General features: G+C 58.0%; 12 protein-coding genes. 9 read left to right on the forward strand and 3 right to left on the reverse strand.

What is annotated here, in order from left to right; all coding sequences use genetic code 11:
- Nucleotides 1-46: 46 nt before the first annotated feature.
- The 4 genes from gatB (at nt 47) to ACR0KL_RS16395 (ending at nt 4,424) form a co-directional block, all read left to right on the forward strand.
- Entirely contained in the window at nt 47-1,558 is a 1,512-nt protein-coding gene (gene gatB / locus ACR0KL_RS16380; RefSeq protein WP_170678470.1) for an Asp-tRNA(Asn)/Glu-tRNA(Gln) amidotransferase subunit GatB, read from the forward strand.
- A gap of 88 nt (nt 1,559-1,646) precedes the next feature.
- Nucleotides 1,647-2,891: a peptidase T gene (pepT, locus tag ACR0KL_RS16385; protein WP_170678468.1), complete on the forward strand. Its 1,245-nt coding sequence runs from the start codon at nt 1,647-1,649 to the stop codon at nt 2,889-2,891.
- 80 nt (nt 2,892-2,971) lie between these two features.
- Entirely contained in the window at nt 2,972-3,382 is a 411-nt protein-coding gene (locus ACR0KL_RS16390; RefSeq protein WP_480777283.1) for a DUF4177 domain-containing protein, read from the forward strand.
- Between the two features lie 142 nt (nt 3,383-3,524).
- On the forward strand, nt 3,525-4,424 hold the full coding sequence (locus ACR0KL_RS16395) for a hypothetical protein (RefSeq protein WP_480777284.1): 900 nt from the start codon (nt 3,525-3,527) through the stop codon (nt 4,422-4,424).
- Nucleotides 4,425-4,430: 6 nt separating this feature from the next.
- Here ACR0KL_RS16395 and ACR0KL_RS16400 read toward each other — a convergent pair whose 3' ends face one another.
- Nucleotides 4,431-4,685, reverse strand: coding sequence for a BolA family protein (locus ACR0KL_RS16400; RefSeq protein WP_170678464.1), 255 nt, complete (start codon nt 4,683-4,685; stop codon nt 4,431-4,433).
- A 107-nt stretch (nt 4,686-4,792) separates the two neighbouring features.
- Here ACR0KL_RS16400 and ACR0KL_RS16405 point away from each other — a divergent pair, with 107 nt between their 5' ends.
- On the forward strand, nt 4,793-5,419 hold the full coding sequence (locus tag ACR0KL_RS16405; RefSeq protein WP_170375034.1) for a J domain-containing protein: 627 nt from the start codon (nt 4,793-4,795) through the stop codon (nt 5,417-5,419).
- A 7-nt stretch (nt 5,420-5,426) separates the two neighbouring features.
- Here ACR0KL_RS16405 and ACR0KL_RS16410 read toward each other — a convergent pair whose 3' ends face one another.
- Entirely contained in the window at nt 5,427-6,323 is an 897-nt protein-coding gene (locus tag ACR0KL_RS16410; protein WP_170678462.1) for a Hint domain-containing protein, read from the reverse strand.
- Nucleotides 6,324-6,852: 529 nt separating this feature from the next.
- On the opposite strand from ACR0KL_RS16410, the gene cobS reads away from it, so the two are divergent.
- From cobS to ACR0KL_RS16430, 4 genes are all read left to right on the forward strand, one after another.
- Nucleotides 6,853-7,839 (forward strand): cobaltochelatase subunit CobS, encoded by a 987-nt coding sequence (gene cobS, locus ACR0KL_RS16415; RefSeq protein ID WP_170375030.1) that lies wholly within the window; start codon nt 6,853-6,855, stop codon nt 7,837-7,839.
- A gap of 121 nt (nt 7,840-7,960) precedes the next feature.
- On the forward strand, nt 7,961-9,838 hold the full coding sequence (gene cobT / locus ACR0KL_RS16420) for a cobaltochelatase subunit CobT (protein WP_170678459.1): 1,878 nt from the start codon (nt 7,961-7,963) through the stop codon (nt 9,836-9,838).
- 83 nt (nt 9,839-9,921) lie between these two features.
- Entirely contained in the window at nt 9,922-11,712 is a 1,791-nt protein-coding gene (locus ACR0KL_RS16425) for an aminopeptidase P family protein (RefSeq protein WP_170678457.1), read from the forward strand.
- A 60-nt stretch (nt 11,713-11,772) separates the two neighbouring features.
- Nucleotides 11,773-12,114: a DUF427 domain-containing protein gene (locus tag ACR0KL_RS16430; protein ID WP_170678455.1), complete on the forward strand. Its 342-nt coding sequence runs from the start codon at nt 11,773-11,775 to the stop codon at nt 12,112-12,114.
- Nucleotides 12,115-12,140: 26 nt separating this feature from the next.
- On the opposite strand, the gene ACR0KL_RS16435 is transcribed toward ACR0KL_RS16430, so the two are convergent.
- Entirely contained in the window at nt 12,141-12,806 is a 666-nt protein-coding gene (locus tag ACR0KL_RS16435) for an outer membrane beta-barrel protein (protein ID WP_170678453.1), read from the reverse strand.
- Nucleotides 12,807-13,210: the final 404 nt, after the last annotated feature.

Here is a 13,210-nt window from a genome sequence, read left to right on the forward strand (position 1 = left end):
GGCCTAATACGCAAGCCTAGACTTCTGCGGAAATTAGAGGCGCGCCATGCTCGACCTGACATACGAAATGCCGAAAATCAAAACCATTGCCGGGGCCAAGCACGATTGGGAACTGGTGATCGGGATGGAGGTGCACGCTCAGGTCTCATCCAATGCCAAGCTGTTTTCCGGCGCGTCGACCCAATTCGGGGCCGAGCCGAACTCGAACGTGGCTTTCGTTGACGCGGCGATGCCGGGCATGCTGCCAGTGATCAACGAATATTGCGTGGAACAGGCCGTGCGCACGGGTCTTGGCCTGAAAGCGGATATCAACCTGAAATCGGCTTTTGACCGCAAGAACTATTTCTACCCTGACCTACCGCAGGGCTACCAGATCTCGCAGCTTTATCACCCGATCGTGGGTGAAGGTGAAGTGCTGGTTGAGATGGGCGACGGCACCGCGCGCATGGTTCGCATCGAACGCATCCACATGGAGCAGGACGCGGGCAAGTCGATCCACGACATGGACCCGCATATGTCGTTCGTGGACCTGAACCGGACCGGCGTCTGCCTGATGGAGATCGTCTCGCGCCCCGACATCCGCGGCCCCGAAGAAGCCGCCGCCTATATCGCCAAGCTGCGTCAGATCATGCGCTATCTGGGTACCTGTGATGGCAACATGCAGAACGGCAACCTGCGGGCGGACGTGAACGTCTCGATCTGTTTGCCGGGTGCTTATGAAAAGTATCAGGAAACGCAGGACTTCTCGCATCTCGGCACCCGCTGCGAGATCAAGAACATGAACTCGATGCGCTTTATTCAGCAGGCGATTGAGGTCGAAGCCCGCCGTCAGATCGCGATCGTCGAAGGCGGTGGTAAAGTCGATCAAGAAACCCGCCTATACGATCCGGACAAGGGTGAGACCCGCTCGATGCGGTCCAAGGAAGAAGCGCATGACTACCGCTATTTCCCGGACCCTGACCTGCTGCCGCTAGAGATCGAACAGGCATGGGTCGATGACATCGCCGCCAAGTTGCCGGAATTGCCCGACGAGAAAAAAGCGCGGTTCATCGAAGCGTTCGGCCTGACCGACTATGACGCCTCAGTCCTGACCGCCGAGGTCGAAAGCGCCGCGTATTTCGAAGAGGTCGCAAAAGGCCGCAACGGCAAGCTGGCCGCGAACTGGGTCATCAACGAGCTGTTTGGACGCCTGAAAAAAGAAGATCACGACATCACCGACTCGCCCGTATCTCCAGCGCAGTTGGGTGGGATCATCGATCTGATTTCATCGGATGCCATCTCGGGCAAGATCGCCAAGGATCTGTTCGAAATCGTCTACACCGAAGGCGGCGACCCGGCGCAGATCGTCGAAGAGCGCGGCATGAAGCAGGTCACCGACACGGGCGCCATCGAGGCCGCTTTGGACGAGATCATCGCAGCCAACCCGGCGCAAGTTGAAAAGGCCAAGGTAAACCCGAAGCTGGCAGGCTGGTTTGTCGGTCAGGTAATGAAAGCCACCGGCGGCAAAGCCAACCCCAAGGCCGTTAACGAGCTGGTTGCCCAAAAGCTGGGTTCGTAAGCCCGTTTTCAAAGTTATGCGACGGAGTCAGGCCACCTGCTTGACTCCCTTTTCTTTTGCGCCCTTTCTTCCGCGCAGGAGAGGTGCCATGACCAGAAAATTCGATCAGGAACTTGAAGACCGGCTGATGCGCTACGCGGCCATCGACAGCCAAAGCGATGAGACATCGCCTTCGACCCCCAGTACGCCCATTCAGTTCGACATGCTGAACCTGCTCAGGCAGGAACTCACCGAGATCGGCGCGCAGGATGTCGAGATAACCGGCGACAGCGTCGTTGTGGCGACCATTCCTGGCACCGCCGAAGGGCCGACCGTGGGGTTCCTCGCCCATGTCGACACCGCCCCTCAATTTAACGCAACCGGCGTCAAACCGCGCGTCATCAAAGGCTATAATGGCGGTGAGATCACCTTTCCCGATGATCCCGATCTGGTTCTGTCCCCGGACGAACACCCTTACCTAGCCGAAAAGATCGGCCATGATCTGATCACCGCTTCGGGCACCACTCTGTTGGGCGCTGATGACAAGGCCGGCGTGTCCATCCTGATGACCATGGCGCGGCACCTGATCGAAAATCCAGACATTCCACACGGGCCCATCCGCATTGCTTTCACTCCGGACGAAGAAATCGGACGCGGCGTGACCGAGCAACTGCCAAAGGACCTCAAGGCCGATTTCGCATACACGCTGGACGGGCAGGAAGTGGGGGAAATCGAATATGAAAGCTTTTCGGCCGACCGTGCGGTGATCAAGATCACCGGCGTTTCGATCCATCCCGGTTTAGCAAAGGAAAAGATGGTCAATGCCACTCATCTCGCCGCAAAGATCGTACAGACACTGCCGCAGGCGACGTTGACCCCGGAAGTCACCGATGGGCGCGAAGGGTTCATCCATGTCACCGACATGAATGGCGGCTCGTCCGAGATGGAAATCAAGCTGATCCTTCGGGATTTCGAGATGGAAGGTCTTGAGGCCCAGCGCGACCTGGTGCGCAAGGTCTGCGACGCCGTTCAGGCCTCCGAGCCTCGCGCGACCATCACCTGCGATATCAGCCATCAATACCGCAACATGCGCTATTGGCTTGAGAATGACATGACCCCCGTCGATTTGGCGCGCGAAGCCTGTCAGGAATTGGGGATCGAGCCGCTCTCGGTTCCGATCCGCGGCGGCACCGATGGCTCTCGCCTGACCGAATTCGGCACACCCTGCCCCAACCTCTTCACTGGTATGCAGTGCATTCACGGACCGTTGGAGTGGATTTCGGTGCAGGACATGGCGCTGGCGACCGAGCTTTGCCTCTCGGTTGTGGCCAAGGCGGCGCAGAGAACCGGCTGATTTGCGCCACTTGCGCAACGTCTCTTTCACCCGGCGACCTGCGTGATAAGTTGTCGACTAAAGGTACAAGGGAACAGTCGATGCCGCGCTACGAATACAAAGTCATTCCGGCCCCGCAAAAGGGCGCGAAGGCCAAAGGCGTCAAAACGCCCGAGGGCCGCTTTGCCACCTCGGTCGAGCAGGTGCTGAACGAAATGGGCCAACAGGGATGGGAATACCAGCGCGCCGAGTTGCTGCCCAGCGAGGAACGCTCGGGTCTGACCGGATCGACCACAAATTGGCGCAACGTGCTGGTTTTTCGGCGGGTGATTGAGGCCGACGCCACCGAGGTAGTGGCCCCCGTGGCCACACCATCGCCAACCGAAACGCCCGAGGGGGTGCCCTTGGCTCAGCCCGTTCCCGGGCCAGATGCGGTTCAAGCCCCGGAACCAATTTCAGCCGAAGTAGATGAGCCGCCGTTGACGTTGAAACCGAGCGAAGAGGCCAAGTAAAACGCATCCAGACCGCACGGACCAGAGGGTGTGGTTTAGATAACACGGATTGAGCCAACGAGACTCAGGCGGTCATCCGTTCCTGAGTTTTGCTCGTATCGTTCCAAAACATCCTTCGTCACAGAACAGGACCACGGTCGCGATGAAACCTTGCACCGCTCTTCTTTGTTTCCTCTCCGCATTCGCCTGCCAGATCGCGCTGCCTGCCACCGCACAACAACGTCTGGGTTGGGTCAGCCAGATCGACGGGCTCGCCGCATATCAGGGCAGCGCCGATCTGGATCAAGGCGGAGACTTCAGCGCGACGCGATCGTTCCTGCGGGCCACCGGACTTTACCGATTTGATAGCGAAACGTCACTTGGCATTTCAGTCAGCTACGGGCAGCTGGACTATGACTTCAGCGCGGCTGACAACCAGCCCTGGAACGACATTCGTGACATCCGAATATCGGCTCCTCTGCGGTTCCAGGCTGGACAGCGGGTCAGTGTGTTCGTGTCGCCTCAGGTCAGATGGGACTATCAGAAAGGCGCCGCATCTTCGGATGGTCGTACCTATGGTGTTTTTGCGGGCGTTGCGTGGCAGATCAGCGAAAGCCTGACCATAGGACCGGCCTTTGGCGCCTTCACGCAATTGGAAGATAGTGGTGTCGATTTCTTTCCCGCGCTTTTGGTGGATTGGGACATCAATGATCGCTGGAACCTGAACACCGGCTCCGGAATCGGTGCGACTCGCGGGCCGGGTCTCACCCTCAGCTACGCGTTGAATGACGATTTCAGCCTCTCACTGTCGGCCCGATCCGAAAAAATCCGCTTCCGGCTGGACGACGCGGAGCTGGCACCGAACGGGATCGGCGAAGACAAGAGCCTCCCCGTGGTTGCGTCGCTCAGCTATGCTCCGAATCCGGGCGTGTCTTTAACCGTCTTTGCTGGGGCCGAATTCGATGGCCGACTGACACTGGAGGACGAAAACGGCAACGAAATCAGCCGCCAGAGCTATGACACAGCACCTTTGGTCGGGCTCGCCTTTCGACTCCGGTTTTAGACGAAATTAAACGCCAATATCCAACGCCAAGGCATGGATACGCGTCACAACGTCCCCTAGCGCTTTGTGAACGGCGCGATGTCGGGCCACGCGAGATTGGCCTTCGAATGCGGCGGAGCGGATGCGGACGTTGAAATGGCTCTCGCCACCTTCCTGAAACCCGGCATGGCCCCGATGGCTTTCGCTGTCATCCACCACCTCAAGCTCACGCGGATCAAAGGCGGCCTGCAGTCGGGTTCGGATTTCGTCAGTCACAGTCATTTTTACGCTCAACGGCAAAAAACTTGCCGCCCCCCTCTTCTACTTTCGGCTGCTTAGACTAAACTGCTGCCTCCGAGTCGAGAAGATGCGTTCTTAAGGATCACAGCATGACGAAATCAGACCCTTTCGGATTCGATATGTCCGTCTCCAGCGCCAAGAAAAAGAACCCGCGCGGGCGTCGGGGGATGTCGGGCGCATCTGAGACCTCGGTGCGAATCTGTGATCATCCGGGCTGCGAAGAGGCGGGCAAGTACCGTGCCCCCAAGGCCCCGGACGTTCTGGATGACTTCTACTGGTTCTGCCAGCAGCATGTGCGCGAGTACAATCAGAAGTGGAACTTCTTCGACGGCACGACCGAGGCCGAGCTGAACGCACAACGCACGAAGGACAAAGTCTGGGAGCGTGAAACCAAGCCCATGGGCGACCCCGAGGCACGCGCCTGGGCGCGGCTGGGCATCGAAGACCCACACCAGGTGCTGGGGGCAAACAGCACCCAGAACAAAGGCCGCACCTCGGGTGGCGGTGGCCGCCGCCTACCCCCCACCGAACGCCGCGCGATTGAGATTCTGGAGGCCAATGACAGTTGGTCCAAGGCCGAGGTTCGCAAGGCTTACAAAAAGCTGATCAAGGTGCTGCACCCGGATATGAACGGCGGCGACCGGTCTCAGGAAGAGCAACTGCAAGAGGTCGTCTGGGCCTGGGATCAGATCAAGGACAGCCGGAACTTTAAGTAGACCGCTCTTACCCTGGCAAAAAATCCCGCAATACTTCTGCTTCGGGTCGCTTCAGACAACGCAAGTATGTGCGCTGTCGCTGCACTGAAGCCGGATTTCGAAGCTCGGGAAACAAGGCACGCAATTCCTCGACGTCTTCGCGTTGGAATGATTTCAACGCAAGATCACCCAGAAACAAGCTTTCGCTTTGCAAACCATGTGACGAAAGGACCACATGCCGACTACAGGCAATGTGGAAGTAAGTTACTGGTGCTTCAGGTGGCATCTGACGGATCAAAACGTCGTTCACCAAGTGTATTGCGGCACAAAAAACCCGGGGCTCACCAAAAAGAAGCTCTGCTCGCCAACCTTCCAGCACAATTCGATGCTGGGGGGAAACAAATAAGTCTTGGCTGGGCAGGTCATCACCCAAAGCGCCGCGCTGAATCCGGACGGGCCTGAACTTTGGATTTTTGCGCAACACTTTCGCGCTCAGAGTTCTTTTGCCTATCCAGATGATCGGCAAGGTATGCCCGCCTTCCACACAGACCCGATCCCCAGCCATCAAAGAGTCTACAGGGCGTGGCCCAATTTCTGTGTCAATCAGCGTTCCGGTTACAAAACAAGGCGGGTTGACCGGGTCGAGGTCACTTACGGTGATCTCCCAATTCCCGGTGCTGAGAGACCCGGTCGGATCGACACTATTGAAAGCGTAAATCTGCCCACCTACTTGGATAAAATCCGCGGTTTCACTGGTCCCGCGATAGTTCCCCTGACCAAGATATGTGTAGGGTACGAAGGTCGTGCCGCCGTCGAAAGAAACCGTTTGACCTGAGATAATCGCAGGTGTCGTTGATCCCTGAACTATAAGGTTACCAGTGCCGCCGGTCTCATTCACCGAGTAGAGGGTCGCGTCAAAAGGCATTCACTGCACCTTGCCCGTCGCCAACAGGTAACAATTGAAGCCGCCCTGATTTAACAGAGGATATCGCGAACACCTTAACCCCCTACATATAGCCCACTACACATGCGGACTTTGCTCATTTTACCCTTCAGTTAGGCCCATTCAAAGAAATATTTATTTTCTTGAATTTAAATCCCTATCCGTCTCGGAGTGAGGCGTCCTCTAAACGATGATTGAATGAACGGGCTCTCAAACTTGTCCTTGAGCAGGAACTCAAGCCCGAGCCCAGACCGCGACTTTTTGTAGTTGCCGCGCGAATAGAGACATCGGGTTTGCCTAAGGTTGACGATTTATTGAAGAACCCAACCAGAGCCGCTTGCTCATCGACACTCTAACGTTACCCCGCCCTTCCCGCAGATAAGGCCAGTTGATAAGAAACATCCTGTCAGCGTTTTTAGCGCGCGGCTTTCCCTTGCCCTTGGTCGGAATATGTTGCACCACACACGGGTTCAAACCCGGCAAGACGGGCCTAAGGATAAGGACAAGGCGAATGGCTGACGGATCGATTGATATCAACGCAAAACCCACCGAAGAGATCTCGGTCCGTGACGTGTTCGGCATTGATACCGACATGGCGGTCAAAGGTTTTGCGGAACGTAGCGACCGGGTGCCCGCGATTGACCCGACCTACAAGTTCGACCCAGAGACGACTTTGGCGATCCTGGCAGGTTTTGCGCATAACCGTCGTGTGATGATCCAGGGCTATCACGGCACAGGTAAGTCGACCCATATCGAACAGGTTGCCGCCCGTCTGAACTGGCCCGCCGTGCGTGTGAACTTGGATAGCCACATCAGCCGGATCGACCTGATCGGTAAGGATGCGATCAAGTTGCGTGACGGCAAGCAGGTGACCGAATTCCACGAAGGCATCCTTCCCTGGGCCCTGCGCAACCCCGTGGCCATTGTGTTCGACGAATACGATGCGGGCCGTGCCGATGTGATGTTCGTGATCCAACGCGTGCTGGAGCATGACGGCAAGCTGACCCTGCTGGACCAGAACGAGATCATCACGCCGAACCCGAATTTCCGCCTGTTCGCCACCGCGAACACCGTGGGTCTGGGCGATACGACCGGCCTCTATCACGGCACGCAGCAGATCAACCAGGCACAGATGGACCGCTGGTCGCTGGTTTCGACGCTGAACTACCTCAGCCACGATGCCGAGACGATGATCGTTCTGTCGAAAGCACCGCTGTATAACACTGCTGAAGGCCGCAAGACCGTCAGCCAGATGGTCACCGTTGCCGACCTCACCCGGACCGCCTTCATGAACGGCGACCTGTCGACCGTGATGAGCCCCCGGACCGTGATCAACTGGGCCCAAAACGCAGAGATTTTCCGCAATGTGGGCTATGCGTTCCGCCTGTCCTTCCTGAACAAATGTGATGAGCTTGAGCGCCAGACCGTGGCCGAGTTCTATCAGCGCTGCTTTGACGAAGAACTGCCGGAAAGCGCGGCGAGCGTGAGCTTGGGCTAACGCCGAATTGCGCCCGGTTTCGGGCGCAGTGCCTCCGGCGGAGGTATTTTTAGCCAGATGAAGGCGGATCCGGCTTCCTGTTTGGTGGAAATCGGGACGGCACTGTGAAAGGCTTGGGGACATGGCACAAAAGAACGACAACCCTGCTGATCCGTTCAAGAAAGCTCTCGCTGAGGCCACCAAAGTCATGGCCGATGATCCGGAGCTTTCGGTAAGTTACACCGTCGACCCCTCGGGCCTTTCTGGTGAGGCAATGCGGTTGCCTCAGGTATCCCGCCGGATGACGCGCGAAGAGGTTTTGCTGGCGCGCGGAACTGCCGATGCCTTGGCCTTGCAGCGCCGCTATCACGATGACGCAACCCATACGCGCTATGCCCCACCCGGAGATATGGCGCGAGACCTCTATGAAGCGATGGAAACCGCTCGGTGCGAGGCGATGGGCGCGCGGGATATGCCCGGCACGGCCTCAAACATTGATGTCAAGATCAGCCATGAAGCCTTACGGCGCGGTTATGACCAGTGCAAGCAACCCGCCGATGCGCCTTTGTCGGTTGCTGCGGGCTATCTGATCCGGCATCTGGCGACCGGGCGTGACCTGCCGCCGGCGGCCAATAATGTCATGAACCTCTGGCGTGGATACATCGAGGAACAGGCCGGTGGCACGCTTGAGAAGCTCGACGAAATCCTCTCGGATCAGGCAGAGTTTGCCAAGTTCACTCGCCAGGTGATCAAGGATTTGGGCTATGGCGACCAGCTGGGCGATGATCCTGATGAGCTGGACGAAGAGCAGGAAGATCAGGCTGAAGAAAACGCCGAAGATCAGCCCGATCCCGACAGCACCGGACAGGATGATCAGGAGGAACAGGATCCTGACGCCACGCCCGAGCAGTCACAGGAAGAGCAGCAGGATCAATCTCAGGCCCAAGTCTCGATGGACGAGATAGCCGAGGATGAGATGGGGGATGAGGCCGAGATGCCCGAGGGCGAGGCTCCGCTGGAGCCGCCTGCCCCTCCGCCTGCGTCCGAGGCTGATCCGGAGTACAAGGTCTATCTAAACACCCATGACGAGGAGATCGCTGCCGAGGATTTGGCAGAGCCTGCTGAACTGGAACGGTTGCGGGCCTATTTGGATCAACAACTTGAGCCGTTGAAGGGTGCGGTCAGCCGCTTGGCCAACAAGTTGCAGCGCCGCTTGCAGGCACAGCAGAACCGGTCGTGGGAGTTCGATCGCGAGGAAGGTATTCTGGACGCCGGTCGTCTGGCACGCGTGGTTGCCAACCCGACCACACCGCTGAGCTTCAAGGTCGAAAAGGACACCGAATTCCGCGATACCGTGGTGACACTGCTTCTGGACAACTCGGGATCGATGCGAGGGCGTCCGATTTCGATTGCAGCCATCTGCGCGGATGTTCTGGCCCGCACGCTGGAGCGTTGCAACGTGAAGGTCGAAATCCTTGGCTTTACGACCCGCGCCTGGAAAGGCGGTCAGGCCCGTGAAGCTTGGTTGAATGCAGGCCGCCCGCAGCAGCCGGGACGTCTGAACGATCTGCGTCACATCATCTACAAAGGTGCCGATGCCCCATGGCGGCGGGCGCGGCCCAATCTGGGCCTGATGATGAAAGAAGGCCTGCTGAAGGAAAACATCGACGGTGAGGCTCTGGAATGGGCCCATCGCCGGATGCTGGCGCGGCGCGAGGCGCGTAAGATCCTGATGGTGATTTCCGACGGTGCTCCGGTCGATGATTCCACGCTCAGTGTGAACCCCGCGAACTATCTGGAGAAACACCTGCGCGACGTGATCGCCATGGTCGAAAAGCGCAAGATGGTGGAATTGTTGGCCATTGGGATCGGGCATGACGTGACCCGGTACTATGATCGCGCGGTGACCATCACCGATGTGGAGCAATTGGCTGGTGCCATGACCGAACAGTTGGCGGCATTGTTCGACAGCGATCCGCGCGCGCGGGCCCGAGTGATGGGGATGAAAAGGGCCAGCTGAGGCTGGCCTTGCCTCCGGCGGGTATTTTTTCAAAAAGATAAAGAGGTGGCTTGAAACCACACTTTGGCTTGAGGGAGGCAGGTATGTTTCAGTCTTTTGAGGTAACAGCACGGCCCGAACAGGGACCTCCGCGATTGACTGCTTTGCGGCAGGAACTAGAGCGCGAAGGTTTGGACGGGTTTCTGGTGCCGCGCGCGGATGCGCATCAGGGTGAGTATGTGGCCCCTCGGGACGAACGGCTGGCGTGGTTGACCGGGTTCACCGGCTCGGCCGGGTTTTGCGCCGCGCTGCGGGACGTGGCCGGGGTGTTCATCGATGGGCGCTATCGGACGCAGGTCAAGGCGCAGGTGGCCGACGACTACACTCCGGTGCCCTGGCCCGATGTGAGCCTGAGCAGTTGGTTGAAACAGCAGTTGCCAAACGGGGGATCGGTCGGATTTGATCCCTGGCTTCATGCCGCAGGGCAGATCAAAGCAGCGCAGACGGACCTTGAGGGAAGCGGGATTGAGTTGGTGCGCTGTGCCAATCTGGTGGACCGGATATGGCGGGATCAGCCTGCTCCTCCGATGAACCCAGTCAAGGTACATCCGATTGAGTTTGCAGGGGAAACCGCTGAGAGCAAAATCACCCGAATGGCTGAAAGCCTACGAGACGGCGGGCGGAGTGCGGCGGTGATCACTTTGCCCGACTCGATCATGTGGGTGTTGAACATTCGCGGCTCGGACATTGCTTACAACCCGGTCGCCCATGGCTTTGCCATTCTGCATGCGGACGGGCGTGTTGATCTGTTCATGGCTGCAGCAAAACTAGGCGAAGTGGGAGAACATCTGGGCCCTCAGGTTTCGGTTCATGAGCCTGATGGATTTCTGGACGCCGTTGCTGCCCTAGAAGGTAAGGTTCAGGTCGATCCGGGCACAGTGCCTCAGATTGTGGCGGATGCGCTTGGGGACTGGATGGTTGACGGTGGCGACCCCTGCGCCCTGCCCAAAGCGCGCAAGAACCCGGCCGAAATCGCAGGCAGCGCCGAGGCCCACCTGCGCGACGCCGTTGCCGTCGTCGAAACGCTGTTCTGGCTGGATCAGCAAACGCCGGGGCAGATCAGCGAAACGCAGGTCGTGACCCGGTTGGAAGAGGCCCGTCGGCGGGACAATGCGCTACAGGATATCTCATTCGACACGATCGCCGGCACAGGTCCCAACGGGGCGATCATGCATTACCGTGTGACTGAAGAGACCGACAGCACCTTGCAGGACGGTCATCTGTTGGTGCTGGACAGCGGCGGGCAGTATCTGGACGGAACCACCGACATCACGCGCACCATCGCAATAGGTGTGGTTGGTGAGACCGAGAAGGCCTGCTTTACTCGCGTGTTGAAAGGCATGATCGCCATGTCGATGCTGCGCTGGCCAATCGGTCTGGCCGGACGCGATATCGAATGCGTCGCGCGCGTGCCTTTGTGGCAGGCCGGGCAGGACTTCAACCACGGCGTCGGTCACGGTGTCGGCGCGTATCTGAGCGTGCATGAAGGCCCGCAACGCCTGTCGCGTGTCAGCCATGTACCGTTTGAGCCCGGCATGATCCTTTCGAACGAACCCGGGTATTACCGCGAGGGCGCGTTTGGCATTCGGATTGAGAACTTGATTGTCGTGGAGGAAGCACCATCGCTGCCCGACGGCGATGCGGAACGGGCTATGTTGCAGTGGCGCACGCTAACCTATGTGCCCATTGACCGCCGCCTGATCCTGGTCGACTTGTTGACCGCGCAGGAACGGGATTGGCTGAACAGCTATCACCGCGACGTTGCGGAAAAAATCAGGCCAAGGCTGGGCGAGGACGCTCAACTGTGGTTGGATGCCGCAACTGCGCCAGTCTGACATCAGACTGTCACATAAAATGGGCAAAGGAGAAGCCCTGACAAGAACGAGGGAAAAGACATGGTTGAAATCACGATCACCGAAGCACCCGGCAAATGGAGCGTCCGCTCTGGTGGGGCCATTCTGGGCGAAAGCTCAAACGCGCTTGAGCTGCGCGAAGGTGATCTGGAACCCGTGATCTATTTCCCCCGTTCTGACATTGCGATGGCCTTCCTGGACCGTACGGACAAGGTGATTCACTGCCCGCACAAAGGCGATGCCACGCATTTCTCGATCGTGAACAAATCCTCGGTCACCGAAAACGCGGCCTGGAGCTTTGAGACCCCCGGTAAGGATATGGCCGGCCTCAAAGACTATCTGGCTTTCTACCCGGTGGACTCGATCAAGGTCGAACAGATTTGAGGGGCGGAAGTACTTAGTTACGTCTGTCAGAAACTGTAGCTGTACCCAAGAATGAGCGAGTGCGACGAGTAGCGGCCATCCGTGAGATCTGTTGGGATGAACACTTGGGTCGTGGTGAAATCAAGATCGCCGGTCGTCTTGTAACGGTACCCGATGTCGATGTTTCCGCGTTCCCCTACTTGGAAGCGGCCACCAAACCCCAATTGCCCTGCAATAGCGGTGTCACTGTCATCGACCAATGTGACGCCAGCACCGGACTGACCGTCGTGGGAAACCCGCGCAAACCCAAGTCCCCCGCCAATATAGGGCTTGAACCTGCCCTGCACCGGGATGTCATACCAGAGGTTTACCATCCCGAATGTCGCATCAAAGCTTCCGTCGTACTGGGTAAACGGGCGGCCGATTTCCTTTGTATCATTCGAGGCGTGTGAAAGTTCGAATTCGGCCCGCAGATTAGGCGCGACCTTCATTCCGACGGCCAGTCCGTAGGAGATTCCAGTGTCGGTTGTGATGGTGCCTTGACCGACCACGACTGAAGGAATCGTTTGGAAGAAATCAAAATCATAGTCGCCCATATCGGTAATACCGAGAAAGCCGGTGACATACGGAGCCTCCTGCGCTCGAACTGGGACAGCACCAATCATCGAGATCGCAACCGCCGCTGTCAGCCAAGAAAATCGTTCGTAAGACATGTCCAAACCTCAATCAGAGTGACTTTAATGAGAAGTTCGTCAATTAGGCTAGGAGACACCGCACTTTCAGACAACGTGCTCAATTCAAAGAGAAGCCCATAGTGGCCCGGCCGCCACCAAAACCTCATGAGTGTTCCTCAGCCGCTGTCCCCGCCAGCAAAGAGGTCGCGATCAAAATCGAGCGCATAACAGGGAAGTCCGACCTATTGCACATAGAAAATGGGCAAAGCGGTGAAGGCAAGGCAATGCGCGAAGGAAGGCAAAACACAAAACCCGCCGCCGGCCAGAGCGCGCGGGATACGGCTGACCACCCAGCATCGCATTGGTCATGGGAAATCTGCTCTGAAAATACCCTCTCTGTTTTTCAGACCTAGCCCCTCAAATCAACGATCGCGGGTGATCAC

Source organism: Ruegeria sp. C8 (genome assembly GCF_056537565.1).

Excerpts from the sequence above, each read along its gene's own strand:
- gatB (WP_170678470.1), top strand. The coding sequence starts at position 47 with ATGCTCGACCTGACATACGAAATGCCGAAAATCAAAACCATTGCCGGG.
- pepT (WP_170678468.1), top strand. The coding sequence starts at position 1,647 with ATGACCAGAAAATTCGATCAGGAACTTGAAGACCGGCTGATGCGCTAC.
- ACR0KL_RS16390 (WP_480777283.1), top strand. The coding sequence starts at position 2,972 with ATGCCGCGCTACGAATACAAAGTCATTCCGGCCCCGCAAAAGGGCGCG.
- ACR0KL_RS16395 (WP_480777284.1), top strand. The coding sequence starts at position 3,525 with ATGAAACCTTGCACCGCTCTTCTTTGTTTCCTCTCCGCATTCGCCTGC.
- ACR0KL_RS16400 (WP_170678464.1), bottom strand. The coding sequence starts at position 4,685 with ATGACTGTGACTGACGAAATCCGAACCCGACTGCAGGCCGCCTTTGAT.
- ACR0KL_RS16405 (WP_170375034.1), top strand. The coding sequence starts at position 4,793 with ATGACGAAATCAGACCCTTTCGGATTCGATATGTCCGTCTCCAGCGCC.
- ACR0KL_RS16410 (WP_170678462.1), bottom strand. The coding sequence starts at position 6,323 with ATGCCTTTTGACGCGACCCTCTACTCGGTGAATGAGACCGGCGGCACT.
- cobS (WP_170375030.1), top strand. The coding sequence starts at position 6,853 with ATGGCTGACGGATCGATTGATATCAACGCAAAACCCACCGAAGAGATC.
- cobT (WP_170678459.1), top strand. The coding sequence starts at position 7,961 with ATGGCACAAAAGAACGACAACCCTGCTGATCCGTTCAAGAAAGCTCTC.
- ACR0KL_RS16425 (WP_170678457.1), top strand. The coding sequence starts at position 9,922 with ATGTTTCAGTCTTTTGAGGTAACAGCACGGCCCGAACAGGGACCTCCG.
- ACR0KL_RS16430 (WP_170678455.1), top strand. The coding sequence starts at position 11,773 with ATGGTTGAAATCACGATCACCGAAGCACCCGGCAAATGGAGCGTCCGC.
- ACR0KL_RS16435 (WP_170678453.1), bottom strand. The coding sequence starts at position 12,806 with ATGTCTTACGAACGATTTTCTTGGCTGACAGCGGCGGTTGCGATCTCG.